The organism is Burkholderia sp. YHN3-13, assembly GCF_055810675.1.
Genome location: NZ_JBVVNQ010000017.1, coordinates 16,141 through 41,569, shown reverse-complemented (window position 1 = coordinate 41,569; position 25,429 = coordinate 16,141). Strand labels below are relative to the sequence as shown.

Genomic DNA, 25,429 nt, shown 5'->3' with positions numbered 1-25,429 from the left:
CCGCGCATGCCGCCGCCGTCAGCCCTCGACGACGTCGAGATAGTCCTCCGGCCGCGTGCGGTCTTCCGCGTGTGCCATGCCCATCACGCGCACCAGCACGCTCACCGCCACCGCCACCACCAGGTTCACGATCAGCGACCAGACGGCCGCGTAGCCGGGAATCGCGAGGCCGAACAGGTGGATCGTGAAGATCGAGCCGGCCAGCTTCAGCGAAATCGCCATCCACGTGCCGCACACGATGCCTGCCGCCCAGCCGGCCAGCAAACCGCGATGGTCGAGCACGCGCGTGTACAGGCCGAGCACGATCGCAGGCAGCGTCTGGATGATCCAGATCCCGCCGAGCAGCTGCAGCTGGATCGCGTAGGTCAGCGGCAGCCCGAGGATGAACGCGACCGCGCCGACCTTCACGATCAGCGACACGAGCTTCGCGACGTGCGTCTCCTGCTCGTGCGTCATGTTGCGGTTCACGAACTCGCGGTGGATGTTGCGCGTGTACAGGTTCGCGGCCGCGATCGACATGATCGCCGCCGGCACCAGCGCACCGATGCCGATCGCCGCGAACGCGACGCCGACGAACCACGACGGGAAGTACTCGAGGAACAGCGCGGGCACCGCGAAGTTCGGACCGAACGCCTTGAAGTACGGCGCGTACTGCGGCATGTCCTTCACACCCGACGCGAGCGCCATGTAGCCGAGCAGCGCGAGCAGGCCGAGCACGAACGAGTACGCGGGCAGCATCGCCATGTTGCGGCGAATCGAGTTGCCCGACGACGACGACAGGATCGCCGTGACCGAGTGCGGGTACAGGAACAGCGCGAGCGCCGAGCCGATCGCGAGCGTCGCGTACGCGCTGTAGCCGTTCAGGCTCGCCGCATCGGGCGCCTTCAGCAGCAGCTTCGCCGGCGGCACGCTCGCGAAGATGTGCCCGAAGCCGCCGAGCTTCGCCGGGATCACGACGACGGCCGCCGCGATCGTGATGTAGATCAGGATGTCCTTCACGATCGCGATCATGGCCGGGGCACGCAGCCCCGACGTGTACGTGTACGCGGCGAGGATCGCGAACGCGATGATCAGCGGCAGGTCGCCGACGAAGCCGGTCGTGTCGAAGCCGAGCGCGCCGATCACCACTTCGATGCCGACGAGCTGCAGCGCGATGTACGGCATCGTCGCGACGATGCCCGTCACCGCGATCGCCAGCGCGAGCATCCGGCTGCCGTAGCGCGCGTTGACGAAGTCGGCGGACGTCACGTAGCCGTGCCGCTTCGCGATGCTCCACAGCTTCGGGAACACGACGAACGCGAACGGATAGATCAGGATCGTATAGGGCAGCGCGAAGAAGCCCATCGCGCCGGCGCCGAACACGAGCGCGGGCACCGCGACGAACGTGTAGGCCGTGTAGAGGTCGCCGCCGAGCAGGAACCACGTGACGATCGTGCCGAAGCGGCGTCCGCCGAGGCCCCATTCGTCGAGATGGGCGAGATCGCCGCGCCGCCAGTTCGCGGCCAGGAAACCGATGATCGTGACGCCGATGAACAGCAGGACGAAGACGAAGGTTGCGCCGAGATTCATCGCGCACCTCCCTGCGGGCCGCCCGCCTTCCACGCGTTCTTGGTCTTGAAGTACACGAACGCGGTGATCACCGCGCTGATGAAGACCCAAAGCAGCTGATACCAGTAGAAAAACGGAAAACCGAACATCTGCGGTTCGATCTTGCTGTACGACGGTACCCAGACCATCGCAATCAGCGGCAGTACCAGCAGCCAGAGCCAGCGCTTCGCGGCCCGGTTGGCGTCGGCATCGTGAGCCATGACGTCTCCTCTTCTTTCCCGGATATCGATCTTGTTGAGCGGGTACGGCGCCGGGAGGAGCGGCGAAACGGGTAGGCTGCGGCTCCCCTGGCTTCGCGCCAGTATAGGAGCCGCGAGCACGCGGTCAAGCAGGGGCGAACCCGAGGTGATCCGCCCCTTGTCGCATGGTTGCACCGGGCTGCCGCCGGTGCGTGAAGCGTCAGATCGCGAACGAGGTGTCGCGTGCGCCGGTCGTTTCTTTCAAAGCTTTCACCCACTTGCGCGCGGGCAGCTTCAGCGTGTCCTCGATCAGCTTCGCGCGGGCGTCGAGCTGCGCGAACGGCACGTCGAGCGCCGGGCCCGAGAACGCGATCGCGATCCGGTTGCCGTCGTGCACTTCGGGCAGCGCGATCACGCGATGATCGAACGCCGCGTTCAGGTGCTTCATGTTGCGCACGAAGCTCGGATGATCGCCGAACAGGTTGATCGTCGCGATGCCCGCCTCCGCGAGACAGCCGCGCACCGCGCGGTAGAACGCGACGCTGTCGAGCACGGGGCCGCGCGCGGTCGCGTCGTACAGGTCGATCTGGATCGCACCCGTCGTGCCGCGGTTGGCCGGGTCGTTGACGAAGTCCCACGCGTCGGCTTCATGCACGACGAGGCGCGCGTCGTCGGGCGGCAGCGCGAACATCGTGCGCGCGGCGACGATCACGGCCGGATTCAGTTCGACGGCCTCGACCTTCGCGTCCGGCAGGAAACGGTGCGAGAACTTGGTCAGCGCGCCGGTGCCGAGCCCGAGCTGGACGATCCGCTCGGGCGTTTCGAGGAACAGCAGCCATGCCATCATCTGCTGCGCGTATTCGAGCTCGATGGCGAGCGGCTTCGAGATCCGCATCGCGCCCTGCACCCATTCGGTACCGAAGTGCAGGAAGCGCACGCCGCCTTCTTCGGAGAACGTAACGGGCGCGAAGCGCGGCTTGCGCGGCGCTTCGAGCACCGGCACGTCGTCGTGTTCGTCGATGTCCGGGCGACGCTTCACGCGCGGCGGCTGGAGCTTTTCGGAGCCGTTGTACGAGGACGGCTTGCCTTGCTTGAATGCACGCGCCTCGGCGGACGCGCGCTTGATCAGTCGGGTCATGATTGAATCTCGCTGGGTGATGCTGGTTTTGGCGGACGAGAGGATAGCATTGGTGCGTGATGGCGGCCGCGACGCGCGCCTCGCGGTGCACGATCCCGGATGCCGTCGACGCGAGGCTGCCTTCATCGATCGAAGGAGGACACATGACATCGAACGACAGGAAGATCTGGTTTCCGGCGAAACGCTACGGCTGGGGATGGGGTTTGCCGGTCGCGTGGCAGGGCTGGGTCGTGCTGCTGCTGTTCGCGGCCGGCATCATCGCGACTGCGTGGCGGGTGCCGCCGCAACGCTCGCCGCTTGCATACGCCGTTTGCATCGCGGTGTGGGTCGCGCTGCTGATTGCGGTGTGCTGGCTCAAAGGCGAGAAGCCCCGGTGGCGATGGGGCGAGGACGATTGACGATCGTGCCGAACCGGCATCGGCCGTCGACGCCGGAATTCCAGCCCCCGCTCGAACGACGGCATTGCCTTCGCCGGGCTCGACGAAGGCAGCACGAGCGTCTCGTACCCGGCCTGGCCGATCACGTCGGCAAAGCGCCCCACCATCTTGCCGTTGAAGCACACGCGCTTCAGCCGCGGCGCATGCTCGCGCGACGAATCGAAATCGTTCGGTCTTGCTTTCCGGATCGCCGAATCGAGACTGCCCTGGCGATGGCAGGCATCGAGCACGTCCCGGATGCCGATGCCATGCGAAGGCACGCACACGAGCCGCGCGTCGTACGACAGCGCATGCAGCATCGGCTCGCCGAGCACCGCGCCGAGCAGCCGCCAGAACGGGTTGCCATTTTGTTCAGTTTGACATCGGCGTCGGTCAGACAGCATGCTGCTGTCGCACCTGCATGCTCTTTCGACGTGACCTGTACGCAGTAACGTCATCGAAGCCTGCCAACATCCGTTCCGGCCATACCTGCTCCATCACACGGGATTTCGCATTCATGAGTCACATCCACTTCATCGGCGGGGAAAAAGGCGGCGTCGGCAAATCGCTCGCCGCCCGTGTGCTGGCCCAGTATTTCATCGATCGGAGCGTGCCCTTCGTGGGCTTCGATACCGACCGATCGCACGGCGCGCTACTGCGGTTCTATGCCGATTTTGCCGCGCCTGCCGTGCTCGACCAGCACGACAGCCTCGATCCGGTCATGGAATCGGCACTCGAAGATCCTCAGCGGCGCATACTGGTCGACCTCGCGGCCCAGACGCGGCAGTCGCTCGCAAGATGGCTCGACGATTCGGACGTGCTGGATTTTGCCGCAGAACACGGCCTCACGTTGACGTGGTGGCACGTGATGGACACCGGGCGCGATTCGGTCGATCTGCTGCGGCAATGGCTCGACGAATTCGGTGGACGAATCAAGCTGGTGCTGGTACTGAATGAAGTTCGCGGCGATCGCTTCGAGATTCTGGAGGCGTCCGGCGAACGCGAGCGGGCCGAGGCCCTCGGCGCCAGCGTGATTACGCTGCGCCGCCTGCCCGATACGACGATGCAGAAGATCGATCGTCAAAGCGCGAGCTTCTGGGCGGCGGTCAATCATCCCGACCGCGCCGCCACGGGGCTCGGCTTGCTGGAGCGGCAGCGCGTCAAGGTCTGGCTGCATCGTACTTACGAGGAGCTGGGCACGCTCGCCTTGTAGTGCGGGGCCGCTGCGACGGCGCGGCGGGTGCGGCGAGTGGCCGGAATGGCTCATGCGGGGAAACTTGGAGGTTGCGATGGCCGATCACGACAGACTGCATCCACTCCGTCCGTTCCTGAAAAATTGGGTTTGGGAGCACGGCCGGATCGGGACGCGCTATCTCGACTGCGTCGATGGCGAAATCAAGTTCGATGCAGGCAAGAAATCGCATTTCGCTGCCGAGCAATATATCTACGTGCCGCTGGGCAAGAACACTGACGACGACGCATCCGCGGAGGGTCCCGCGATCCACGAGGAAGGACTTGCCCGCTTTTTGCGGGCTGCGCAGCTGGGAACGCCAGGGGAAGCCGGTTCTGTAGCGGAGGTTCAGCGTGCGGTGCAGGACTGCGTGGAAATCGGCCTGTTCAGCGCGTATCAATGGGAGGCTCGACAGGCATTTGCCCGCTACGCGCAGGAACCCATGTTCGAGGACGAGATCCGCGCGGCGGTCGTCGACGACATCCGGCGAACGTACGTCGCCATGCGAGAGCAGCTGGCGCTGTACGATTTCAGTGTGCTCTACGGCTTGCCCACGCCGCTGCTGATCAGCGATACACCCTTCATCGACTGGCGCGTGATCGCCAGTCCGGCACTTCCGTTCGTATCGCTTCCGCTGGGACCTTACTGCCTGCTGGTGGGCGCGCCGTCGGGCAGGAGTAGCCGAATCGGCCCGGTGGTCTGGAAGGCCGCTGCCGCGATGGGCCCGTTGAAGGACCACAACCGCCGGATCGAAGAGCACGCGCGTCTGTGGCTGGTGGCGACCACCGACGACCCACTCGTCGCCGCACAGGGTCGCATCACCGCGGCCAGGGGCGCCAGGCACCTGCCGCCGCCCGCCTGATAGCGCTGCTTCACCAACCCGGCCTCCACCGCGCCTCAGGTGCGAAGTGCACGCCAGAGCACCAGTTTCTGTTCGAACGACAACGTCGCGTTCGCTGGACTCGACGAAGGCAATACGAGCGTTTCATAACCCGCCGCGCCGATTACATCGGCAAACCGCCCCGCCGTCTTGCCGTTGAAGCAGACTTTCTTCAGCAACGGCGCGTGCTCGCGCAACGAAGCAAAGTCGTTCGGCTTCGCATTCCGGATCGCCGAATCGAGACTGCCTTGTCGATGGCAGGCATCGAGCACGTCCCAGACGCCGATGCCGTGCGCAAGCACGCGTTCGAGCCGTGCGTCATACGCGAGTTCGTGCAGCCCGGGTTCGCCGAGCACCGCGCCGAGCAGCCGCCAGAACTGGTTGCGTGGATGCGCGTAGTACTGCGCGGCATCGAGCGACGCCTCGCCCGGAAAGCTCCCGAGGATCATCGTGTGCGTATCCGGCGCGACGACCGGCGGAAAACCCCGCAGCATCACGCGTCCCCACGCGGCCCGACGGAGCGCGGCCCGTCGCCGTGCGCGGCGAGATGGCGCCACAGCGCCGGCAGCATGCACTCGGTGACCATCAGCGGCTTGCCGTAACGCTGGAACACCGAACGCCGCGCGGCGAACGCATGCGGCGCGCGCGCGCCGATGCCGAGCGCATGGCTCGCGAGCGCATACAGCGGATGACCGGCGATCACGCGCCGGCTGACGAGCGCCGAGCGCTCGACCTGCGGATCGCTGTACAACAGCTCCGCGAGCGGCCGCGTGCGCAGCCGCCGCATCGCCTGCCACACGCCCTTGCTGGCCGCGAGCGGCGCGATGCTGTGCGCGGCGACGTACGGCACGCCGTCGACCGACAGGATCACCTCGCGCACCCACATCGGCGCGCGCGGCGCACAGGCAAGCGCGTCCGGCTCGTCGAACCACGGACCGTCGACGGCCTCGCGCGTCACGCGCACGCTCACGCGGCCGAGCCGCGCGAGATGGGCCGTCAGCGATCCGCCGCGCGTCAGCCAGTCGCGCTGGTCGAGCGAGCAGCCCGGCCGCGGCGTCTCGCGCCAGCCGGCCTGACCGCCGTCGAATCGCATGCGCGGATTCACGCGGCGCGCGACAGCAGCAGCGCGTTGGTCCGCTTCACGAAGCTCGCCGGATCGTCGAGCATGCCGCCTTCGGCCAGCAGCGCCTGATCGAACAGCAGATGGCACCAGTCGCCGAAATCGGCGCTGTCGGCGTTCAGCTGCTTCACGAGCGCGTGATCGGGATTGATCTCGAGGATCGGCTGCATCGCCGGCGCGTTCTGCCCTGCGGCCTTCAGCATCCGCTGCAGGTAGCCGCTCATGTCGTTGTCGTCCGCGACGAGGCACGACGGCGAATCGGTCAGGCGGAACGTGACGCGCACTTCCTTCACCTTGTCGCCGAGCGCTTCCTTCATCTTCTCGACGACCGGCTTGATCGCTTCGCCCGCCTGCTCCTGCGCCTTCTTCTCCTCGTCGTTCAGCTCGCCGAGATCGAGATCGCCGCGGGCCACGCTCGCGAGCGGCTTGCCGTCGAATTCATGCAGGAACGACAGCATCCATTCGTCGACGCGATCGGTCAGCAGCAGCACCTCGACGCCCTTCTTGCGGAACACTTCGAGGTGCGGGCTGTTCTTCGCGGCCTGCCACGTATCGGCCGTCACGTAGTAGATCTTGCTCTGCTCGGGCTTCATGCGCGACACGTAGTCGGCGAGCGACACGTCCTGAGCGTCGGTGTCGCCGTGCGTCGACGCGAAGCGCAGCAGCTTCGCGATGCGCTCGCGGTTCGCGTGATCCTCGCCGAGGCCTTCCTTCAGCACCTGGCCGAACGCGCCCCAGAACGTCTTGTACTTTTCCTTGCCGGTTTCGTCTTCCGCATTGGCGAGCTCCTCGAGCATCGACAGCGCGCGCTTGGTCACGCCTTCGCGGATCGCCTTCACGTCGCGGCTTTCCTGCAGGATCTCGCGCGACACGTTCAGCGGCAGGTCGGCCGAATCGACGACGCCCTTCACGAAACGCAGGTATTGCGGCAGCAGCTGCTCGGCGTCGTCCATGATGAACACGCGCTTCACGTACAGCTTCAGGCCGCCGCGATAGTCGCGGTTCCACAGGTCGAACGGCGCGTGCGACGGCACGAACAGCAGTTGCGTGTATTCGCTGCGGCCCTCGACGCGGTTGTGCGTCCAGGTGAGCGGATCCTGGTGATCGTGCGCGATGTGCTGGTAGAACTGCGTGTACTGCTCGTCGGTGACGTCGCTCTTCGAACGCGTCCACAGCGCGCTCGCCTGGTTGACGGTCTCGTCCTCGTCCTTCAGGACCATCTCGCCCTTTTCCTGATCCCATTCTTCCTTGCGCATCAGGATCGGCAGCGCGATGTGATCGGAGTACTTCTGGATGATCGAGCGCAGGCGGTGCGACGACAGCAGCTCGTCCTCGCCCTCGCGCAGGTGCAGCGTGATCGTCGTGCCGCGCTGCGCGCGCTCGATCGCGTCGATCGTGAAGTCGCCCTCGCCCGCGCTTTCCCAGCGCACGGCTTGGTTCGCCGGCAGGCCGGCGCGGCGCGTCTCGACGGTGATCTTGTCCGCGACGATGAAGCCCGAGTAGAAACCGACGCCGAACTGGCCGATCAGCGCCGCGTCCTTCTGCTGGTCGCCCGACAGCTTCGTGAAGAATTCCTTGGTGCCCGAGCGCGCGATCGTGCCGAGGTTCGCGATCGCCTCGTCGCGGCTCATGCCGATGCCGTTGTCGTCGATCGTGATGGTGCGCGCGGCCTTGTCGTAGCCGATGCGGATGCGCAGGTTCGGATCGTTCTCGTACAGCGCGTTGTCCGCGAGCGCTTCGAAACGCAGCTTGTCGACCGCGTCGGACGCGTTCGACACCAGTTCGCGCAGGAAGATTTCCTTGTTGCTGTAGAGCGAATGGATCATCAGGTGGAGGAGTTGCTTGACCTCTGCCTGAAAGCTCATCGTTTCATGTGCCATGGATGCTGTTTCCTCTTACTTGAACAGGGATGGTGTGGCGCAGGCGCCCGGGGCGCGATGCCCGCGAGTCCGTGGAGGACGACCGCCCGGCGCCAGCGGTTTGCGCGCGTATCTGGGGACGGCGCGCGCGATTTCAAGACACGACGCGCCGCGTCACGACGCGCGCCGCACCGCCGAGTCGATATAGCCGGCCAGCAGCCCCGGCAGCGCCGGATCGCCGCAGTTCGCGACATTGAAGCGCATCCAGGTCGACGGCGACTGCTGCGGCGAGAACAGGCTGCCCGGCGTCAGCAGGAAGCCGGCCTCGTGCGCGACCGCCGCGAGCGCGTCCGAATCGACGCCCGTGTCGGCCCACAGGAACATCCCGGCCGCCGGCATCGTGAACAGCCCGAGCCCGGTGCGCTCGAGCATCCGCGCGGTCTTGTCGCGCACGCCGTCGAGCCGCGCGCGCAGCCGCTCGACGTGGCGCCGGTAATGCCCTTCGGTCAGGATCTTGTACAGCACGCGCTCGTTGAGCTCGGGCGTCGTCATCCCGACCAGCATCTTCTGGTCGGTGACCGCCTTCGCGATCTCCGGCGCGCACGCCACGTAACCGACCCGCAGGTTCGCCGCGAGCGTCTTCGAATAGCTGCCGAGGTAGATCACGCGCTTCAACTGGTCGAGGCTCGCGAGGCGCGTGGCCGGATAACTCGGCGGGCACAGGTCGCCGTACACGTCGTCCTCGACGACGAGGAAATCGTACGCCTCCGCGAGCTTCAGGATCCGGAACGCCTGCGCGGCCGACAACGACGTGCCGGTCGGGTTCTGCAGCACCGAGTTGATCACGAGCATCTTCGGCCGCCACATCTGCACCAGCGTTTCGAGCGCGTCGAGATCGGGGCCGTCGGGCGTGTACGGCATCCCGACGAGCTGCGCGCCCTGCGCCGCGAAGCGCCCGAACATCTGGAACCACGCGGGATCGCCGACGATCACCGCGTCGCCGGGCCGCATGTAGATCCGCGAAATCAGGTCGATCGCCTGCGTGATCCCCGAGACGAGCACGATCTGCTCGGGTTTCGCGCCGATCTCGACTTCGGCGAGGCGCGTCTGCAGTTGCTGGCGCAGCGGCAGGAAGCCCTGCGCGGTGCCGAAACCGAGCATCTGCGCGCCCGACTGGCGCCCCAGCGCGCGCAGCGCGCCGGTGATCAGCTCGCCGTCGAGCCAGCGGCCCGGCAGGTAGCCGAGGCCCGGCCCCTTCTCCGGGCTGACAGTGTGCAGCATGTTGCGCAGCAGCCAGACGACGTCGATCGTGTTGTGCACGGGCGCGGCCTCGGCCACGCGCGCGACGCCGTCGGCCGGCTGCGGGCCGGCGCCCGTGCGCTCGCGCACGTAGAAGCCCGAGCCGCGCCGCGAGTCGAGGTAGCCCTGCGCGACGAGGCGCTCGTACGCCTCGACGACGGTGAAACGCGACACGCTCTTGTCGAGCGCGAGCTTGCGGATCGACGGCATCCGCATGCCGGGACGGAACACGCGTTCGTCGATGCGCCGCCGCGCCCACTGGACCAGCTGGTCGACGAGCGTGAGCGTGGCCGTGTCGTGCGGCGCGGGAATCTGGGCGAGTGGGACGATGGACATGGGCGGCAGCTCCAACTGTACCGAAGGCTATCGCGCCGATTGTACCGTTACTGTGCCGGTAACGCCGATTACAGTTGACCGGAATGGCGCGCGTGCGGCCGTCGTTCCGGCCCCGCCGCACCGGCGCCGCGCCGCCCGGCCCGCGTCGCGGCCGGTGCGCCGGCCAGGCCGGCTACCGCCCGGCGCCTCGCCCGCCTACCATGACACTTTCGCTTCCCGACCGACGTTCATGCCAGCCCGCTCCCTGACACTCGACCATCTCGTGATCGCCGCGCGCACGCTCGACGAAGGCGTTCGCCATGTCGCCGACGCGCTCGGCATCGAACCGGCCGGCGGCGGCCGCCACCCGCTGATGCGGACCCACAATGCGCTGTTCGGCGCGTGGGGCGGGCTCTACCTCGAAGTGATCGCGATCGACCCCGACGCGCCTGCCGCGGACGACGGCGCGAAGCCGCCGCGCGCACGGCTGTTCGGCCTCGACGATCCGGCGATGCACGCACGGCTCGCGCAGGGCCCGTTCCTCGCGCACTGGGTCGCGCGCGTCGACCGCCCGCGCCAGCTTGCCCTGTGGCAGAGCCAGTACCCGGCCCGCATCGCGCCCGTGGTCGCGATGAGCCGCGGCGACCTGCGCTGGGGCCTCACGGTGCCCGACGACGGCAGCTTCCCCGCCTGGCAGGGCTCGGGCGACGGGCTCGCGCCGTCGCTGATCCAGTGGGACAGCCCGCGCCACCCGGCCGAGTCGCTGCCGGGCAACGGCGTCGCGCTGAAGGCGCTCAAGGGCACCCACCCGCGTGCCGACGTCATCCGCGAGCAGCTCGACTGGCTCGGTGCCGCCCACCTGCTCGATCTCGACGCGGGCGAAGGTCCGCCCGCGCTCGTGGCCGAATTCGATACGCCGCAAGGCGCCCGTACGCTGCGCTGAACGCGCCGCCGCGTTCCCGACGACAACGACCTGCAATACGGAGACACCGCCACATGAATTCGCGCGAAACCCGGGGCATGCTGCTCGGCCTGATCGGCGTGATGATCTTCAGCCTGACGCTGCCGATGACGCGAATCGTCGTGTCCGAACTCAACCCGCTGCTCAACGGGCTCGGCCGCGCGCTCGCCGCCGCCGTGCCGGCCGGCCTGCTGCTGTGGTGGCGCCGCGAGGCGCTGCCGACCCGCGCGCAACTGAAAAGCCTCGCGATCACGTCGGCCGGCGTGATCATCGCGTATCCGGTGTTCTCCGCGTGGGCGATGAAATCGGTGCCGGCGTCGCACGGCGCGGTCGTCAACGGGCTGCAGCCGCTGTTCGTCGCGCTGTACGCGGCGTGGCTGTCGCACGAGCGGCCGTCGAAGGCGTTCTGGGCCAGCGCGGTCGCGGGCAGCGCGCTCGTGATCGCGTTCGCGCTGCGCGACGGCGGCGGCACCCTGCAGGCCGGCGACGCGCTGATGCTCGTCGCGGTCGGCATCGGCGCGCTCGGCTACGCGGAAGGCGCGCGCCTCGCGCGCCAGATCGGCGGCTGGCAGGTGATCTGCTGGGCGCTCGTCGTGTCGGCGCCGTTCCTCGTGCTGCCGGTCGGCTGGCTCGCGTGGATGCAGCATGCCGCGCATCCGGGCCCGCTCGCGCCGCGCACGTGGCTCGCGTTCGGTTACGTGACCCTTTTTTCGCAATTCATCGGCTTTTTCGCCTGGTATGCGGGGCTCGCGATGGGGGGCACCGCACGTGTCGGCCAGGTGCAGCTGCTGCAGATTTTCTTCACGATCGCCTTTTCCGCCCTGCTGTTCGGCGAGACCGTCACGCCGTCGACGTGGCTGTTCGCGGCGGCCGTGATCGCCACCGTGGTGCTCGGGCGCCGCTCGGCGGTGGCCACGGCCCCGCGTCCCGCTCGCGCCGGTTGATGAGGTGCGCCATAATGTTTGTTTTGCCTGATCGGTTTTGCCCACCCGGCCGCGAAGGCTCGATCGCGCTCGCGCCTGCCCACCCGGCGGTGTCGAAACGATTCGCCCGAACGACCTTTCTTGACTGACCACGATATCCGAACGAGGAGACTATGAATCCGAGCGACCTGCATCCGCCGCACTGGCAGCTTTCCGAACGCGCCCGCAAGCTGACGAGCTCTGCGATCCGCGAGATCCTGAAGGTCACGGAACGCCCCGAGGTCATCTCGTTCGCCGGCGGCCTGCCCGCCCCCGCGACGTTCCCGGCCGAGCGCATGCGCGCCGCCGCCGACCGCGTGCTGCGCGACGCGCCGGCCGCCGCGCTCCAGTACAGCGCGACCGAAGGCTACCTGCCGCTGCGCGAATGGATCGCCGAGCGCTACAGCGTGCGCGTGTCGCAGGTGCTGATCACGACCGGCTCGCAGCAGGCGCTCGACCTGCTCGGCAAGGCGCTCGTCGATCCGGGCAGTCCGATCCTGGTCGAAACGCCGACCTACCTCGGCGCGCTGCAGTCGTTCTCGCTGTACGAGCCGCGCTACGTGCAGGTGCCGACCGACGAACAGGGCCTGCTGCCGGAAGGCCTGACGCCCGAACTCACGCAAGGCGCGCGCCTGCTGTACGCGCAACCGAACTTCCAGAACCCGACCGGCCGCCGCCTGCCCGTCGAGCGCCGCCGCGCGCTCGCCGCGTTCGCGCAGTCGAGCCCGTTCCCGGTGCTGGAGGACGATCCGTACGGCGCGCTGAACTATCGCGGCGAACCGCTGCCGACGATGCTGTCGATGGCGCCCGACCACGTCGTGCACCTCGGCACGTTCTCGAAGGTGCTCGCACCGGGCCTGCGGATCGGCTACATCATCGCGCCCGAGGAACTCCACTTCAAGCTCGTGCAGGCCAAGCAGGCCACCGATCTGCACACGCCGACGCTCACGCAGCGCATCGCGCACGAAGTGATCAAGGACGGCTTCCTCGACGAGCACATCCCGACGATCCGCGAGCTGTACAGCGCGCAGTGCGACGCGATGCTCGGCGCGCTGGCGCGTCACATGCCGGAAGGCGTCACGTGGAACCGCCCGGAAGGCGGGATGTTCATCTGGGTGAACCTGCCCGCGCAGATCGACAGCATGAAGCTGCTCGCCGCGGCCGTCGACAACCACGTCGCCTTCGTGCCGGGCGCGCCGTTCTTCGCGGACGACGCGCAGCAGAACACGCTGCGCCTGTCGTTCGTGACGGTGCCGCCCGAGAAGATCGAGGAAGGCGTCGCGCGCCTCGGCAAGCTGCTGCGCGAGCGCCTCTGATCCCCTTTTTCCTGTCACGACTCTCTACGAGGAATCGATTACATGGCTAACGTCTACGACAAGCTGAAGTCGCTCGGCATCGAGCTCCCGACCGCCGGCGCACCGGCCGCCGCCTACGTGATGAGCGCGCAAAGCGGCAACACGGTGTACCTGTCGGGCCACATCGCGAAGAAGGACGGCAAGGTCTGGGCCGGCAAGCTCGGCGCCGACCTGCAGACGGAAGACGGCAAGGCGGCCGCGCGCGCGATCGCGATCGACCTGCTCGCGACGCTGCACGCGCATACCGGCGACCTGAACAAGGTCACGCGCATCGTGAAGCTGATGAGCCTCGTCAACTCGACGCTCGACTTCACGGAACAGCACGTCGTGACGAACGGCGCGTCGGAGCTGATCGCCGAGGTGTTCGGCGACGCCGGCAAGCACGCCCGCTCGGCCTTCGGCGTCGCGCAGATCCCGCTCGGCGCATGCGTCGAGATCGAGCTGATCGCCGAAGTCGCGTAACGGGCCCGGCACGATGTCCGGCCGCCTCGTCCGCTTCAAGCAGGTCGACGTGTTCTCGTCGGTGCCGTTCAAGGGCAATCCGCTGGCCGTGGTGTTCGACGCCGATTCGCTCGGCGACGACGCCATGCTCGAGATCGCCCGCTGGACGAACCTGTCGGAAACGACGTTCCTCTGCACGCCGACCGATCCGGAAGCCGACTACCGCGTCCGGATCTTCACGACGGGCGGCGAATTGCCGTTCGCCGGCCACCCGACGCTCGGCACCGCGCATGCGTTCCTGGAAAGCGGCGCGCGGCCGCGCACGCCGGGCCGGCTGATCCAGCAGTGCGGGGTCGGCCGGGTCGCGCTGCGCGAGCAGGCCGGCGGCTGGGCGTTCGCCGCGCCGCCGGCACGCGTCACGCCGCTCGACCGTTCGGACTACGCGGCGCTGGCCGCCGCGCTGCGCAGCGACGCGCTCGACCTCGATGCCGAGCCGTGCGCGGTCGACAACGGCGCGCCGTGGCTGGTCGTGCGGCTGAAGTCGGCCGACGCGTGCATCGGCCTGTCGCCCGATCCGGTCGCGCTGGAAGCGCTGACCCGCCGCTACGGCGTGGACGGCCTCGCCGCCTACGCGCCGCACGCCGAAGGCGGCCCCGCGACGTTCGAGATCCGCTGCCTGATGACGGGCGGCCAGTTCGGCACCCCCGGCGAGGATCCCGTCACCGGCAGCGCGAACGCCGCGCTGGCTGGGCTGCTGACGCGGCAGAATCGCCGCCCCGGCCCGTCGTACACGGCCCGCCAGGGCACGGCGATCGGCCGCGACGGCCGTATCGCCGTCCGCTACGACGAAGACGGCACGACATGGATCGGCGGCGACGTCGTGACGGTCGTCGACGGCACCTTCCGGTCGCCTGCCTGACATTCCGCGATGTGCGATGGCGCCGGCTCGTTCGGCGCCCTACGCTTCGCCCAACTATCGCAAAAACGTTCCAGCCAGTAATATCGGGCCTAATCCGTTGTTTCGGACGTCTGTCCATGGTTGCGCATCCCGCGAACGAACAGACGCCGGGATAACCCCAACCCAAGCCAGCCATCCGGACGGATGGCGCACGCGAGCAGGACGCCACCCGCTTCGATGAGCTCCGCCCGGTCCAACCACACGCCGCCGAACCGGCCGCTGCGCACGCCGCGCAAATCGCGCCGGCGGGCGCTATTTGCGATCCCGCTGCTCGGGATGCTGGCGCTCGCGCTGTTGTGGGCCGTGATCATCGCGCGGCTGTCGGTGGAAAAGGACAGCGCGTACAAGGAAGCGGCGGCCTCCGCCGCGATCCTCTCCTCCGCGCTCGAGCAGCATACGGTCAAGGCGATCCACCAGGTCGACCAGATCACCCGCTTCGTCAAGTTCGAATTCGAGAAGTCCCCCGCGCACTTCAACCTCGCGAGCGCCGTCGAAAAAGGCGTCGTGCCGAGCGATACGCTGATCCAGGTGTCGCTGGTCAACGCGAAGGGCATCCTGTTCGCGAACACGGCCGAGCTTCATCCGCAGCCGATCAACCTGTCCGACCGCGAGCACTTCAAGGTCCACCTCGCGCACAACGACGACCGCCTGTTCATCAGCAAACCCGTGCTCGGCCGCGTGTCGAGCCACTGGACGCTGCAGATGACGCGGCGCCTGAACAACCCGGACGGTAGCTTCGCGGGCATCGTCGTCGTGTCGGAAGACCCGAGCTATTTCACCAACGACTTCTACAACAACGCGGCGATCGGCAAGGAAGGCGTGATCGCGGTGGTGTCCGACACGGGTACGGTGCTCGCGCGGCGCACGGGTTCGCTGAACAACGCGCCCGGCGCGTTTTCGGCATCGGGCGTCTACCCGATCGCCGAGCGCGTGACGGGCACGATCATCGACCCGATCGACGGGGTGACGCGCATCGTGTCGTACCGCCACCTCGACGGCTATCCGCTCGCCGTGATGGTCGGGCTGTCGCAGACGGAAGAGTTCGCGGACTACTACCACACGCGCAACGTCTACCTGTTGATGACGAGCTTCATCACGCTCGCGATGCTCGCGTTCTTCGGCGTCGCGACGGGCCTGATCGGCAAGCTGCTCGGCCGCGAGCGCGAGATGACGCAGCTTGCCGAATACGACCTGCTCACCGGCCTCGCGAACCGCTACGCGACGCTGCGCGGACTGCGCAACGACGTGTCGATGCCGGCGAGCCTGTCGCGGCTCGGCCTGCTGTTCATCGATCTCGACAACTTCAAGACCGTCAACGACACGCTCGGCCACAACGCCGGCGACATCGTGCTGCAGATGACCGCGTCGCGCCTGGCCGATGCGGTCGGCGACGAAGGCTCGCTCGCGCGCATCGGCGGCGACGAGTTCGTCGTCGTGATGAAGGGCGACGACGTCGAGCGGCGCGCGGTGCGGCTCGCCGAAGCGATCATCCGGATGTTCGGCGAGCCGTTCGACGTGCGCGGCAGTTCGTTCGTGCTGCATGCGAGCATCGGCATCGCGCTGCACACCGTCGCGAACGAAAGCGAGATCGACCTGCTGAAGAAGGCCGACCTCGCGATGTACAGCGCGAAGGACGCCGGCAAGAACTGCTACCAGTTCTATGCGCCGCACCTGTCGCACCGCGCCGATCACCTGATGCGCTGGGAACAGCAATTGCGCGTCGCGCTCGCCGAGGGGCAGCTGTTCCTCGCGTACCAGCCGAAGATCGACCTCACGCACCGGTACATCACCGGCTTCGAGGCGCTCGCGCGCTGGGATCACCCCGAGCACGGGATCATCTCGGCGAACGAATTCATTTCGATCGCAGAATCGACGGGCCTGATCGTGCCGATCGGCGACTTCGTGATCCGCACCGCGTGCGAGCAGATCGCGCGCTGGCGCGACGAGGGCCACGACACGCTGACGCTCGCGGTCAACATCTCGCCCGTGCAGTTCTGGCGCGGCGACCTGATCGAGACGATCTCGCGCACGCTGCTGGAAACCGGCATCGACGCGAACCGGCTCGAACTCGAAATCACCGAGACCGCGATGATGGAATATCCGGAGCTCGTGTCCGAGAAGATCGTCGCGCTGAAGAAGCTCGGCATCCGCATCGCGCTCGACGATTTCGGCACCGGCTATTCGTCGCTGTCGTACCTGCACCGCTTCTCGGTCGACACGCTGAAGGTCGACCGCTCGTTCGTGCAGGCAATCCCGAACGATCGCAGCGTGTGCGTGATGGTGTCGTCGATCGTGCATCTCGCCCGCTCGCTCGGCCTGACCGTCGTCGTCGAAGGCACGGAAACCGAGGAGCAGATCACCTGGCTGTCCGCGCTCGGCGAGATCGAGGCACAGGGCTTCCTGTTCTCGCGCCCGGTGCCGGCCGACGCGATTCCCGCCCTGATCGCGCGCTTCGGCGTGCGCGGCGACCATCCGAACGTCATCGCCCATCGCGCGACCGGCAGCACGGGCGTCTGAGCGGCGAAACCGCCGCTATCGCGGCGCGCGTTGCGCACCGCCACAATTGTTGCGTTTCCCGATCCGATCGTTTAGTTCATTAACTAGCGTTTTCGCGCATGGCAGTGTCACGATGCGCGGCGGACAATCGGGAGGGCCTACGTGTCGGCGGGCCGCCGGCATGGCCATACGCGAGAGATCCGGCCCTGCGCCAACCACACAACCATGACTACCGTCGAAGTCGAAGCGACCGCTCGTGTCGAAGAGGCACAGGCATCCCTATGGACCTTGTTCAAGGTCGTCGCCGGCATTTCCGCGCTCTCGTGGGGTGGGCTTTCGATGATGGCGCAGCTCGAACGCCACTACGTTGAACGGCTGCAGCGCATCGAACCGCACGTATTCGGCGATCTCGTCGCGCTCGCCTGGCTCGTGCCGGGCCCGGTCGGCTGCAACGTGGCGGTGCAGGTCGGCCAGACGCTGCACGGCCGCGCCGGCGCCTGGGTTGCCGGTATCGCGAGCGTGCTGCCGTTCTCGATCCTGATGACGCTGTTCGCGATCTTTTATCAGACGCCGCTCGTGCGCTCGCTGGCCGCGCCGATGCTGATCAATCACTTCGGGATGGTGCTCGCCGCGCTGATCGGCGTCACGTGGGTCAAGCAGCTGCGCGCGCTCGCGCGCACCCGGCTCGAGCAGGCGATCGCCGCGCTGTCGACGATTCTGCTCGCTTTCGCGCATACTCCCGCCGCTTTCGTCGGGATTCTCTTCGCCGCGTTTGCAGCGGGCTGGCTGACGGGGCCGACCCAGCGCGACGCGGTCGAATTCACGCTGTCGAAGCGCGACCGCAACCTGCTCGTGCTGCTCGGTGTGCTCGTCGCGCTGTTCGCGGTGCCGCTGCCAGGCGATTACCAGGCGCAGCTACTGTGGCCGCGCCTCGCGGGCGCCGGCATGACGCTGTTCGGCGGCGGCTTTTCCGCGCTGCCGGTGCTCAAGACGCTGTTCGTGTCGCCGGCGACGGGCATCTCCGATCATGACTTCACGCTGGCGTTCGCACTGTCGCCGGTGGCACCGGGCCCGCTGCTGAACGTCGTGCCGTTTCTCGGCTACCTGACCGACGGCTGGGTCGGCGCGCTGCTCGCGACGGCCGCGCTGTTCATCCCGTCGGGATGCCTCGTCGTGTTTGCGCAGAACCACCTGTCCCGGCTCAAGCGCCACGCGCGCTTCGAGCACGGCATGCGCCTGCTGCGCGCGGCGACCACGGGCTTTCTCGTCGTCGCCGTCGCGAAGATCCTGCATCGCGAGCCGGCCGACCCGGTTTACTGGCTGACGGGCGCCTTCGCGACGCTGTGCTTCGCGCGCTTCAAGGTGCCCGTCTATGCCGTCTACGGCGCGGTCGCCGTGGCGTGCGGCGTGTGGCTGTGGGCCGCCGCGCACTGACGGGCCCCCGCAGCCCTGCTCCACCGCCCGCCACCGGCGCGCCGCCCCTCCTCAACCGGCCTGCACCGCGACCCGGCGAGCCATCCGGCGGGCCCGCAGCGCGTCATACGCGAGATTGAAGCAGAACGTGTAAGGCAGGAAGAACAGCACGATGCCGAGGTCGAGCAGCAGTGCCTCGACGAGGCTCACGTTCAGCCACCACGCGGCCACCGGCACCACCATCGCGACGAGGCCGAGCTCGAACATGACCGCGTGCGCGATCCGCATGCCGAGCGTGCGCTTCAATCCCGCGCGACGCTCGAAGCGGTCGAACAGCGTGTTGAACGCCATGTTCCACGCCATCGCGATCAGCGACACCATCACCGTCAGCACGCCGACGTGCGACACCGGCATGTCCAGCAGCCATGCACCGATCGGCGCGCACAGCGCGATCGCGACCAGCTCGAACGTCAGCGCGTGCAGCAGCCGTTCCGTCACCGTTTTGTTCACCTGTTTCATGATGCCCTCCTATTCGTTACGTCATGCATGTCGGCCATTTTGATCGGCGATACCGGTTGAATCCAGTTTGTTATCATCGGTTTTACCGATAATAAGAAGTCTGGAGCACCGCATGCACCACGCCCCCGAAGCCCTGCTCGCATTCGCCGAGGCCGCGCTGCTCGGCTCGTTTACGGCCGCCGCACGCAAGCTCGGCAAACGCCAGTCGACCATTTCGGAAGCCATCGCGAACCTCGAAATCGATCTCGGCGTGCAGTTGTTCGACCGCTCGACGCGCGCGCCGACCCTGACCGACGCCGGCCGCGCGCTGTTGCCGCAGGTGCAGCGCGCGCTCGAGGCCAGCGCGGCGATCGACCGAACGGCCGCGCGGCTCGCGCACGGCGAGGAAGCGCGGCTGACGCTCGTCGTGTCCGACACGTACCAGTCGAAACGCTACGAGGAAACGCTGATGGCGCTCGAGCGGCGCTTTCCGGCGCTCGAGCTCGAATGCCAGATCGCCGAACACGAGGACGTGCTCGACCTGATCCAGCAGGGCCGCGCGCAGCTCGGGCTGATGGCCGCGCGCGCGGCCTACCCGGCCGATATCGGCGCGGCGACGGTGGCGGAGGAATCGGAGATCGGGCTGTTCGTCGGGCGCACGCATGCGCTCGCCGAATACGGAGACGCCGAGGTGCCGCACGCGGCGCTGCGCGACGTGCGCGAGCTGCGCCTCAATACCTATGTGAAAACGGAAGGCCGCGGCACCGACGACCGGATCGTCGTCGGCACGCAGCACTGGCTGGCGCCCAGCTACCTGATGCTGCTGGAGATGGCCGTACTGGGGTTCGGCTGGGCGGAACTGCCGCGCTGGATGGTCGAGCACTTCGCGCGCGATCGCCTGTGCGAGCTGCGCTCACGCGGCTGGCCGCGCCGCGTGCGCGTGGATGCGGTCTGGTCGCGCAACCGGCCGCTCGGCCCGGCCGGCGCGTGGTTGCTCGATGCGATGCTGGCCGCGTAGCGGCGCGGGCGACCCGGCCGGCAGCCCGCGGCGAGCGATCAGAACCCGCGCGACAGCACGGCCGCGCCGATCGTGACGACGCCGAGCACGAGATTGACGACAACGAGCAGGCGCACGGCATTCACCGCGCGCGCGCCGTCCGGCCAGTTCTGCGCCTGCACCGCGCGGCGGATGCGCGGGAACAGCGCGAAGCGGATATGGCCGAAGATCAGCATCATCACGACGCCGAGCCCGGCCATCGCGTGCAGCGACCACGTCGCGTGCGCGCCGCCGAATTCCACGAGCAGGAAGCCGCCGGACAGCAGGATCACGATCACGGAACCGGCCACCCAATTGAAGAAACGGCCGAACACGCCTTCGATCAGCGGCAACCGGAGCTGCGGCGACAGGTCGGACAGCGCCGGGCGCAGGCAGAAGTGCGCGAAAACCATCCCGCCCACCCACACGGCAACGGCCAGCAGGTGAAGAAACAGCGCGACGGCAACAGCGTGGGACATGGCGACAATCCTGTGATGAGTGGGGACCAGCGAACGGCCGCGTCGCGCGCGGCATCAAGCGACGTTCGACCGGCCAATTGCGTCCCGGTTCAGACCCCCGGCGCGATTTCACATTATTTTGCAAGTTCCGCGTGACAGCGCCACACGTGGCTTACCCGAATCGCCGCATCCAAACAAAAGGCCGCCCACCCGCCGAAGCGGATGGGCGGCCTGTCGATCGCGGCCGAACCGGGCCCGGCGTCAGCCGAGCAGCGGGCGCAGTTCGTTGACGACCTTGAGCTTCGTCTCCGGCGCGCGGCCCTTGCGTGCGCGCTTGCCGACGTGCGGCGCGAGCCCGGCGTACGACAGCGTCTCGTCCTGCGCCTTGCCGCCGCGGCCGGTACCGATCAGCACGACGCCGGCCGGATCGATCGCCAGCGCCTGCACGAGCGTTTCCTTGTCGTCGAGCGCCATCAGGATCACGCCGCGCCCGCCGCCGGACAGCGTCTTCATCTCGTCCATCCCGAATACGAGCAAGCGGCCGCCGCTCGACAGGCATGCGACCTGCGTCGCGTTCGGCAGGACCGGCATCGGTGCAAGCGGCACCGCACCGGCGTCAATCGTCATGAACGCCTTGCCGGCCTTCACGCGGCTCACCATGTCGCCGACCTTCGCGAGGAAGCCGAAGCCGTTGCTCGACGCGAGCAGCAATTGCTGGTCGGCCGACGCCGCGTAGTAGTGCATCAGGTGCGAGCCCGATTCGAGCTCGATCAGCGACGTGACGGGCACGCCGTCACCGCGCCCGCCCGGCAGCACCGACACGTCGACCGAGTACACGCGGCCGCTGCTGCCCCACGCGATCAGCCGGTCCGGCGTGCGGCACTGGAACGCCGCGTACAGGCTGTCGCCCGCCTTGAACGAGAACGCGGCCGGGTCGAGCCCGTGGCCCTTCAGCGCGCGCACCCAGCCCTTCTGCGACACGACGACCGTCACCGGCTCGTCGACCACCTTCGCCTCGAACGTCGCGCGCTTTTCCTGCTGGATCAGCGTGCGGCGATCGTCGCCGTACTGTTTCGCGTCGGCCTCGATCTCCTTGATCATCAGCCGCTTCATCGCGCTTTCGTTCGCGAGCAGTTCCTCGAGCTTCGCCTTCTCGTCGCGCAGCGCTTCGAGTTCCTTCTCGATCTTGATCTTCTCGAGCCGCGCGAGCTGACGCAGCCGGATTTCGAGGATGTCTTCCGCCTGCCGCTCGCTGAGGCCGAACGCGCTCATCAGCGCGGCCTTCGGCTCGTCCGACTCGCGGATGATGCGGATCACCTCGTCGATGTTCAGGAAGACGATCATCCGCCCTTCGAGGATGTGGATGCGGTCGTCGACCTTCGCGAGACGATGGCGGCAACGGCGCGTCATCGTCAGCTGGCGGAACTTCACCCACTCGTCGAGGATCGTCAGCAGGCCCTTCTGGCCCGGCCGGCCGTCGGCGCCGATCATCACGAGGTTCAGCGTCGCGTTCGACTCGAGGCTCGTGTAAGCGAGCAGCGTGTTCACGAATTCCGTCTGGTCGATCGTGCGCGACTTCGGCTCGAACACGAGCCGCACCGCCGCTTCCTTGCCCGACTCGTCGCGCACCGCGTCGAGCAGGTCGAGCATCGCCTTCTTCGTGTTGAGCTGCTCGGGCGTCAGCGTCTTCTTGCCGAGCTTGAGCTTCGGGTTGGTCAGTTCCTCAATTTCCTCGAGCACCTTCTGGCCCGACGTGCTCGGCGGCAGCTCGGTCACGACGAGCTGCCACTGGCCGCGCGCGAGATCCTCGATCTTCCATTTCGCGCGCACCTTCAGGCTGCCGCGGCCGGTTTCATAGGCCGCCGCGATTTCGGCGTCGCTCGAGATGATCTGACCGCCGCCCGGGAAATCCGGGCCGGGAATCAGGTTCATCAGCTCCGCGTGCGTGAGCTTCGGATTGCGGATCAATGCGACCGCAGCGGCCGCGACTTCGCGCAGGTTGTGCGACGGGATTTCGGTCGCGAGGCCGACCGCGATGCCCGACGCGCCGTTCAGCAGCACGAACGGCATGCGGCTCGGCAGCGTCTTCGGTTCCTCGAACGAGCCGTCGTAGTTCGGCATGAAGTCGACCGTGCCCTGGTCGATCTCGTCGAGCAGCAGCTTCGCGATCGGCGTGAGGCGCGCTTCCGTGTAACGCATCGCCGCCGCGCCGTCGCCGTCGCGCGAGCCGAAGTTGCCCTGCCCGTCGATCAGCGGGTAGCGCAGCGAGAAATCCTGCGCGAGACGCACGAGCGCGTCGTACGCCGACTGGTCGCCGTGCGGGTGGTATTTACCGAGCACGTCGCCGACCACGCGCGCCGACTTCACCGGCTTCGCATCGGGCCCAAGGCCCATTTCGTTCATCGCGAACAGGATCCGGCGCTGCACCGGCTTCTGGCCGTCGCACACGTCGGGCAGCGCGCGGCTCTTCACGACGCTGACCGCGTAGCTGAGATACGCCTGCTCCGCGTAGTTGCCGAGCGTCAGCGCTTCGGCGTCCGGTGCATCGGACCCGGCGAAGAGATCGGAAGTATTGTCGTCCATCAGAATTCCGTATTCGTAAGTGGCGTGAGGCCGGGCCGGGCGTCATGCCCGGCCGCGCGGATGCGTGGCTTAGATGTCCGCTTCGACGTCGTTGCCCTTTTCCTCGAGCCAGCCGCGCCGCGCGGCTGCCTCGCCCTTGCCCATCAGCATCGTCATGCGCGCGACGGTTGCCTCGTAGTCGAGCTCGCCGAGCTTCACGGGCATCAGGCGGCGTGTATCGGGGTTCATCGTCGTGTCCCACAGCTGCTCGGCGCTCATTTCGCCGAGACCCTTGAAGCGGCTGATGCTCCACTGCGTCTCGCGCACGCCGTCCTTGCGCAGCTTGTCGAGCGTCGCCTCGAGTTCGCCGTCGTCGAGCGCGTAGAGCTTCTGCGCGGGCTTCTTGCCGCGCGCGGGCGCATCGACGCGGAACAGCGGCGGACGGGCGACATACACGTGGCCGCGCTCGATCAGCTGCGGGAAATGCTTGAAGAACAGCGTGAGCAGCAGCACCTGGATGTGCGAGCCGTCGACGTCCGCGTCCGACAGGATGCAGATCTTGCCGTAACGCAGGTTCGACAGGTCGACGGTGTCGTCGGGGCTGTGCGGATCGACACCGATCGCCACCGAGATGTCGTGCACCTCGTTGTTCGCGAACAGGCGGTCGCGCTCGGTTTCCCACGTGTTCAGCACCTTGCCGCGCAACGGCAGGATCGCCTGGTATTCCTTGTCGCGGCCCATCTTCGCGGAGCCGCCCGCCGAGTCGCCCTCGACGAGGAACAGTTCGTTGCGCGCGATGTCCTCGGTTTCGCAGTCGGTCAGCTTGCCGGGCAGCACCGCGACGCCCGAGCTCTTGCGCTTCTCGACCTTCTGGCCCGCCCGCGTGCGCGCCTGCGCCTGCTTGATCACGAGCTCGGCGAGCTTCTTGCCGTGCTCGACGTGCTGGTTCAGCCACAGTTCGAGCGCCGGGCGCGAGAACGACGACACGAGCTTCACCGCGTCGCGGCTGTTCAGGCGCTCCTTGATCTGCCCCTGGAACTGCGGATCGAGCACCTTCGCGGACAGCACGAACGACACGCGCGCGAACACGTCTTCCGCGAGCAGCTTCACGCCCTTCGGCTGCAGGTTGTGCAGCTCGACGAAGCTCTTCACGGCCTGGTACAGGCCGTCGCGCAGGCCGGATTCGTGCGTGCCGCCGGCCGGCGTCGGGATCAGGTTCACGTACGACTCGCGCACGAGCGCCCCCTCCTCGCTCCAGGCGACGACCCACGACGCGCCCTCGCCCTCGGCGAACGAATCGTCGCCCGAACGCGAATCGGCGAACCGCTCGCCTTCGAACAGCGGGATCAGCAGCTCGCTGCCGTTCATTTCGTCGAGCAGGTAACCGCGCAGGCCGTCTTCATACTTCCACGCCTGGCGCTCGCCGGTCTTCTCGTTGACGAGCACGACCTCGACGCCCGGCAGCAGCACGGCCTTCGAGCGCAGCAGGCGCTGCAGCTCGCCGAGCGGCAGGTTCGGCGAATCGAAGTACTTCGGATTCGGCCACACCTGCACGCGCGTGCCGGACTTCTTCTCGCCTCGGCCCGCGGCCTGCGTCGCGAGCGGCTTGACGACGTCGCCTTCGGCAAAGCCGAGCTCGGCGATCTTGCCGTCGCGCCACACCGTCACGTCGAGGCGCGTCGCGAGCGCGTTCGTCACCGACACGCCGACGCCGTGCAGGCCGCCCGAGAACGTATAGGCGCCGCCGGCGGCCTTGTCGAACTTGCCGCCTGCGTGCAGGCGCGTGAACACGATCTCGACGACCGGGACACCCTCTTCGGGGTGCATGCCGAACGGGATGCCGCGGCCGTCGTCCTCGACCGAGACCGACTGGTCGGCGTGCAGCGTGACCGTGATCTGCTTGCCGTAGCCGCCGAGCGCCTCGTCGGACGCGTTGTCGATGACTTCCTGGATGATGTGCAGCGGATTCTCGGTACGGGTGTACATGCCGGGCCGCTGCTTGACCGGCTCGAGACCCTTGAGCACCTTGATCGATGCTTCGCTATAGGCCGCGCTGGGTTTCTTCGTTGACATAGGCGCTGAATTTCGTCATTCATCGGGACGTTGTCCACACCTCGTGTGGATAACATCGTGGACAAAACGTTGAGTTCCGTAAAAAAGCGAATCGAAACAACGGTGTGCTTGGACTGCTCCGAAAGCGGGCGCGCGGCGTGCGCTGCGCGGCCCTGAACGCGCGGTATTTTA

The 25,429-nt window shown here is 67.5% G+C and carries 22 protein-coding genes and 1 pseudogene; 11 read left to right on the top strand and 12 right to left on the bottom strand.

What is annotated here, in order from left to right:
• Window positions 1–18: 18 nt before the first annotated feature.
• The 3 genes from mctP to AC0KUR_RS29215 form a co-directional block, all read right to left on the bottom strand.
• Window positions 19–1,569, bottom strand: a complete 1,551-nt coding sequence (mctP, locus tag AC0KUR_RS29225; RefSeq protein WP_034190730.1) for a monocarboxylate uptake permease MctP — start codon at window positions 1,567–1,569, stop codon at window positions 19–21.
• Entirely contained in the window at window positions 1,566–1,808 is a 243-nt protein-coding gene (locus AC0KUR_RS29220) for a DUF3311 domain-containing protein (RefSeq protein ID WP_034190729.1), read from the bottom strand. The genes mctP and AC0KUR_RS29220 overlap by 4 nt, the downstream gene beginning before the upstream one ends.
• 199 nt (window positions 1,809–2,007) lie before the next feature.
• Window positions 2,008–2,925 (bottom strand): class I SAM-dependent methyltransferase, encoded by a 918-nt coding sequence (locus AC0KUR_RS29215; RefSeq protein ID WP_049031028.1) that lies wholly within the window; start codon window positions 2,923–2,925, stop codon window positions 2,008–2,010.
• 143 nt (window positions 2,926–3,068) lie between these two features.
• On the opposite strand from AC0KUR_RS29215, the gene AC0KUR_RS29210 reads away from it, so the two are divergent.
• Complete coding sequence (locus tag AC0KUR_RS29210; protein ID WP_082744701.1) at window positions 3,069–3,323, top strand: hypothetical protein; 255 nt, start codon at window positions 3,069–3,071, stop codon at window positions 3,321–3,323.
• Window positions 3,324–3,364: 41 nt separating this feature from the next.
• Here the strand turns inward: AC0KUR_RS29210 and AC0KUR_RS29205 are convergent.
• A pseudogene (locus AC0KUR_RS29205) lies at window positions 3,365–3,703 on the bottom strand (DNA-deoxyinosine glycosylase); the annotation flags it as partial.
• 155 nt (window positions 3,704–3,858) lie between these two features.
• Between AC0KUR_RS29205 and AC0KUR_RS29200 the strand changes: the two are divergent.
• Window positions 3,859–4,554 carry a P-loop NTPase family protein gene (locus tag AC0KUR_RS29200; protein WP_049031027.1) on the top strand — a complete coding sequence of 232 codons (696 nt, stop codon included), beginning with the start codon at window positions 3,859–3,861 and terminating at the stop codon, window positions 4,552–4,554.
• A 76-nt stretch (window positions 4,555–4,630) separates the two neighbouring features.
• A complete protein-coding gene (locus AC0KUR_RS29195) occupies window positions 4,631–5,434 on the top strand; it encodes a hypothetical protein (RefSeq protein WP_034190831.1) in 804 nt (267 codons plus the stop codon).
• A 35-nt stretch (window positions 5,435–5,469) separates the two neighbouring features.
• Here AC0KUR_RS29195 and AC0KUR_RS29190 read toward each other — a convergent pair whose 3' ends face one another.
• The 4 genes from AC0KUR_RS29190 to AC0KUR_RS29175 all read right to left on the bottom strand — a co-directional run bounded on the left by AC0KUR_RS29190 (window position 5,470) and on the right by AC0KUR_RS29175 (window position 10,066).
• The gene (locus tag AC0KUR_RS29190) at window positions 5,470–5,946 is read right to left on the bottom strand and encodes a DNA-deoxyinosine glycosylase (protein WP_034190726.1); all 477 of its coding nucleotides are present in this window, start codon (window positions 5,944–5,946) and stop codon (window positions 5,470–5,472) included.
• Complete coding sequence (locus tag AC0KUR_RS29185; protein WP_473376754.1) at window positions 5,946–6,545, bottom strand: chorismate--pyruvate lyase family protein; 600 nt, start codon at window positions 6,543–6,545, stop codon at window positions 5,946–5,948. Before AC0KUR_RS29185 ends, AC0KUR_RS29190 begins: the two co-directional genes overlap by 1 nt.
• Window positions 6,546–6,553: 8 nt before the next feature.
• Window positions 6,554–8,452, bottom strand: coding sequence for a molecular chaperone HtpG (htpG, locus tag AC0KUR_RS29180; RefSeq protein WP_069705577.1), 1,899 nt, complete (start codon window positions 8,450–8,452; stop codon window positions 6,554–6,556).
• A 153-nt stretch (window positions 8,453–8,605) separates the two neighbouring features.
• The gene (locus tag AC0KUR_RS29175) at window positions 8,606–10,066 is read right to left on the bottom strand and encodes an aminotransferase-like domain-containing protein (protein WP_034190724.1); all 1,461 of its coding nucleotides are present in this window, start codon (window positions 10,064–10,066) and stop codon (window positions 8,606–8,608) included.
• Window positions 10,067–10,295: 229 nt separating this feature from the next.
• On the opposite strand from AC0KUR_RS29175, the gene AC0KUR_RS29170 reads away from it, so the two are divergent.
• The 7 genes from AC0KUR_RS29170 (at window position 10,296) to AC0KUR_RS29140 (ending at window position 18,652) form a co-directional block, all read left to right on the top strand.
• Window positions 10,296–10,988 carry a VOC family protein gene (locus AC0KUR_RS29170; RefSeq protein WP_034190723.1) on the top strand — a complete coding sequence of 231 codons (693 nt, stop codon included), beginning with the start codon at window positions 10,296–10,298 and terminating at the stop codon, window positions 10,986–10,988.
• Window positions 10,989–11,041: 53 nt separating this feature from the next.
• Window positions 11,042–11,950: a DMT family transporter gene (locus AC0KUR_RS29165; RefSeq protein ID WP_034190722.1), complete on the top strand. Its 909-nt coding sequence runs from the start codon at window positions 11,042–11,044 to the stop codon at window positions 11,948–11,950.
• A 152-nt stretch (window positions 11,951–12,102) separates the two neighbouring features.
• Window positions 12,103–13,284 (top strand): aminotransferase-like domain-containing protein, encoded by a 1,182-nt coding sequence (locus tag AC0KUR_RS29160; protein ID WP_049031287.1) that lies wholly within the window; start codon window positions 12,103–12,105, stop codon window positions 13,282–13,284.
• A 42-nt stretch (window positions 13,285–13,326) separates the two neighbouring features.
• On the top strand, window positions 13,327–13,785 hold the full coding sequence (locus AC0KUR_RS29155; protein ID WP_034190720.1) for a RidA family protein: 459 nt from the start codon (window positions 13,327–13,329) through the stop codon (window positions 13,783–13,785).
• A gap of 13 nt (window positions 13,786–13,798) precedes the next feature.
• On the top strand, window positions 13,799–14,683 hold the full coding sequence (locus AC0KUR_RS29150; protein WP_034190719.1) for a PhzF family phenazine biosynthesis protein: 885 nt from the start codon (window positions 13,799–13,801) through the stop codon (window positions 14,681–14,683).
• A 216-nt stretch (window positions 14,684–14,899) separates the two neighbouring features.
• A complete protein-coding gene (locus AC0KUR_RS29145; protein WP_473376753.1) occupies window positions 14,900–17,239 on the top strand; it encodes a bifunctional diguanylate cyclase/phosphodiesterase in 2,340 nt (779 codons plus the stop codon).
• A 204-nt stretch (window positions 17,240–17,443) separates the two neighbouring features.
• Window positions 17,444–18,652 (top strand): chromate transporter, encoded by a 1,209-nt coding sequence (locus AC0KUR_RS29140; protein ID WP_059558161.1) that lies wholly within the window; start codon window positions 17,444–17,446, stop codon window positions 18,650–18,652.
• Between the two features lie 51 nt (window positions 18,653–18,703).
• On the opposite strand, the gene AC0KUR_RS29135 is transcribed toward AC0KUR_RS29140, so the two are convergent.
• Window positions 18,704–19,150 carry a multidrug/biocide efflux PACE transporter gene (locus tag AC0KUR_RS29135; protein WP_473376752.1) on the bottom strand — a complete coding sequence of 149 codons (447 nt, stop codon included), beginning with the start codon at window positions 19,148–19,150 and terminating at the stop codon, window positions 18,704–18,706.
• A gap of 112 nt (window positions 19,151–19,262) precedes the next feature.
• Here AC0KUR_RS29135 and AC0KUR_RS29130 point away from each other — a divergent pair, with 112 nt between their 5' ends.
• A complete protein-coding gene (locus AC0KUR_RS29130) occupies window positions 19,263–20,147 on the top strand; it encodes a LysR family transcriptional regulator (protein ID WP_034190715.1) in 885 nt (294 codons plus the stop codon).
• A 38-nt stretch (window positions 20,148–20,185) separates the two neighbouring features.
• Here the strand turns inward: AC0KUR_RS29130 and AC0KUR_RS29125 are convergent, their stop codons facing one another.
• The 3 genes from AC0KUR_RS29125 to AC0KUR_RS29115 form a co-directional block, all read right to left on the bottom strand.
• Window positions 20,186–20,644 carry a CopD family protein gene (locus tag AC0KUR_RS29125; RefSeq protein ID WP_034190714.1) on the bottom strand — a complete coding sequence of 153 codons (459 nt, stop codon included), beginning with the start codon at window positions 20,642–20,644 and terminating at the stop codon, window positions 20,186–20,188.
• A gap of 240 nt (window positions 20,645–20,884) precedes the next feature.
• Window positions 20,885–23,206, bottom strand: coding sequence for a DNA topoisomerase IV subunit A (gene parC / locus AC0KUR_RS29120; protein WP_473376751.1), 2,322 nt, complete (start codon window positions 23,204–23,206; stop codon window positions 20,885–20,887).
• A gap of 69 nt (window positions 23,207–23,275) precedes the next feature.
• Window positions 23,276–25,258 carry a DNA topoisomerase IV subunit B gene (locus AC0KUR_RS29115; protein ID WP_473376750.1) on the bottom strand — a complete coding sequence of 661 codons (1,983 nt, stop codon included), beginning with the start codon at window positions 25,256–25,258 and terminating at the stop codon, window positions 23,276–23,278.
• Window positions 25,259–25,429: the final 171 nt, after the last annotated feature.

Bases quoted from the DNA above. Each gene is read 5' to 3' on its own strand.
- mctP (WP_034190730.1), bottom strand. From the start codon at position 1,569: ATGAATCTCGGCGCAACCTTCGTCTTCGTCCTGCTGTTCATCGGCGTC.
- AC0KUR_RS29220 (WP_034190729.1), bottom strand. From the start codon at position 1,808: ATGGCTCACGATGCCGACGCCAACCGGGCCGCGAAGCGCTGGCTCTGG.
- AC0KUR_RS29215 (WP_049031028.1), bottom strand. From the start codon at position 2,925: ATGACCCGACTGATCAAGCGCGCGTCCGCCGAGGCGCGTGCATTCAAG.
- AC0KUR_RS29210 (WP_082744701.1), top strand. From the start codon at position 3,069: ATGACATCGAACGACAGGAAGATCTGGTTTCCGGCGAAACGCTACGGC.
- AC0KUR_RS29200 (WP_049031027.1), top strand. From the start codon at position 3,859: ATGAGTCACATCCACTTCATCGGCGGGGAAAAAGGCGGCGTCGGCAAA.
- AC0KUR_RS29195 (WP_034190831.1), top strand. From the start codon at position 4,631: ATGGCCGATCACGACAGACTGCATCCACTCCGTCCGTTCCTGAAAAAT.
- AC0KUR_RS29190 (WP_034190726.1), bottom strand. From the start codon at position 5,946: ATGCTGCGGGGTTTTCCGCCGGTCGTCGCGCCGGATACGCACACGATG.
- AC0KUR_RS29185 (WP_473376754.1), bottom strand. From the start codon at position 6,545: ATGCGATTCGACGGCGGTCAGGCCGGCTGGCGCGAGACGCCGCGGCCG.
- htpG (WP_069705577.1), bottom strand. From the start codon at position 8,452: ATGGCACATGAAACGATGAGCTTTCAGGCAGAGGTCAAGCAACTCCTC.
- AC0KUR_RS29175 (WP_034190724.1), bottom strand. From the start codon at position 10,066: ATGTCCATCGTCCCACTCGCCCAGATTCCCGCGCCGCACGACACGGCC.
- AC0KUR_RS29170 (WP_034190723.1), top strand. From the start codon at position 10,296: ATGCCAGCCCGCTCCCTGACACTCGACCATCTCGTGATCGCCGCGCGC.
- AC0KUR_RS29165 (WP_034190722.1), top strand. From the start codon at position 11,042: ATGAATTCGCGCGAAACCCGGGGCATGCTGCTCGGCCTGATCGGCGTG.
- AC0KUR_RS29160 (WP_049031287.1), top strand. From the start codon at position 12,103: ATGAATCCGAGCGACCTGCATCCGCCGCACTGGCAGCTTTCCGAACGC.
- AC0KUR_RS29155 (WP_034190720.1), top strand. From the start codon at position 13,327: ATGGCTAACGTCTACGACAAGCTGAAGTCGCTCGGCATCGAGCTCCCG.
- AC0KUR_RS29150 (WP_034190719.1), top strand. From the start codon at position 13,799: ATGTCCGGCCGCCTCGTCCGCTTCAAGCAGGTCGACGTGTTCTCGTCG.
- AC0KUR_RS29145 (WP_473376753.1), top strand. From the start codon at position 14,900: ATGAGCTCCGCCCGGTCCAACCACACGCCGCCGAACCGGCCGCTGCGC.
- AC0KUR_RS29140 (WP_059558161.1), top strand. From the start codon at position 17,444: ATGACTACCGTCGAAGTCGAAGCGACCGCTCGTGTCGAAGAGGCACAG.
- AC0KUR_RS29135 (WP_473376752.1), bottom strand. From the start codon at position 19,150: ATGAAACAGGTGAACAAAACGGTGACGGAACGGCTGCTGCACGCGCTG.
- AC0KUR_RS29130 (WP_034190715.1), top strand. From the start codon at position 19,263: ATGCACCACGCCCCCGAAGCCCTGCTCGCATTCGCCGAGGCCGCGCTG.
- AC0KUR_RS29125 (WP_034190714.1), bottom strand. From the start codon at position 20,644: ATGTCCCACGCTGTTGCCGTCGCGCTGTTTCTTCACCTGCTGGCCGTT.
- parC (WP_473376751.1), bottom strand. From the start codon at position 23,206: ATGGACGACAATACTTCCGATCTCTTCGCCGGGTCCGATGCACCGGAC.
- AC0KUR_RS29115 (WP_473376750.1), bottom strand. From the start codon at position 25,258: ATGTCAACGAAGAAACCCAGCGCGGCCTATAGCGAAGCATCGATCAAG.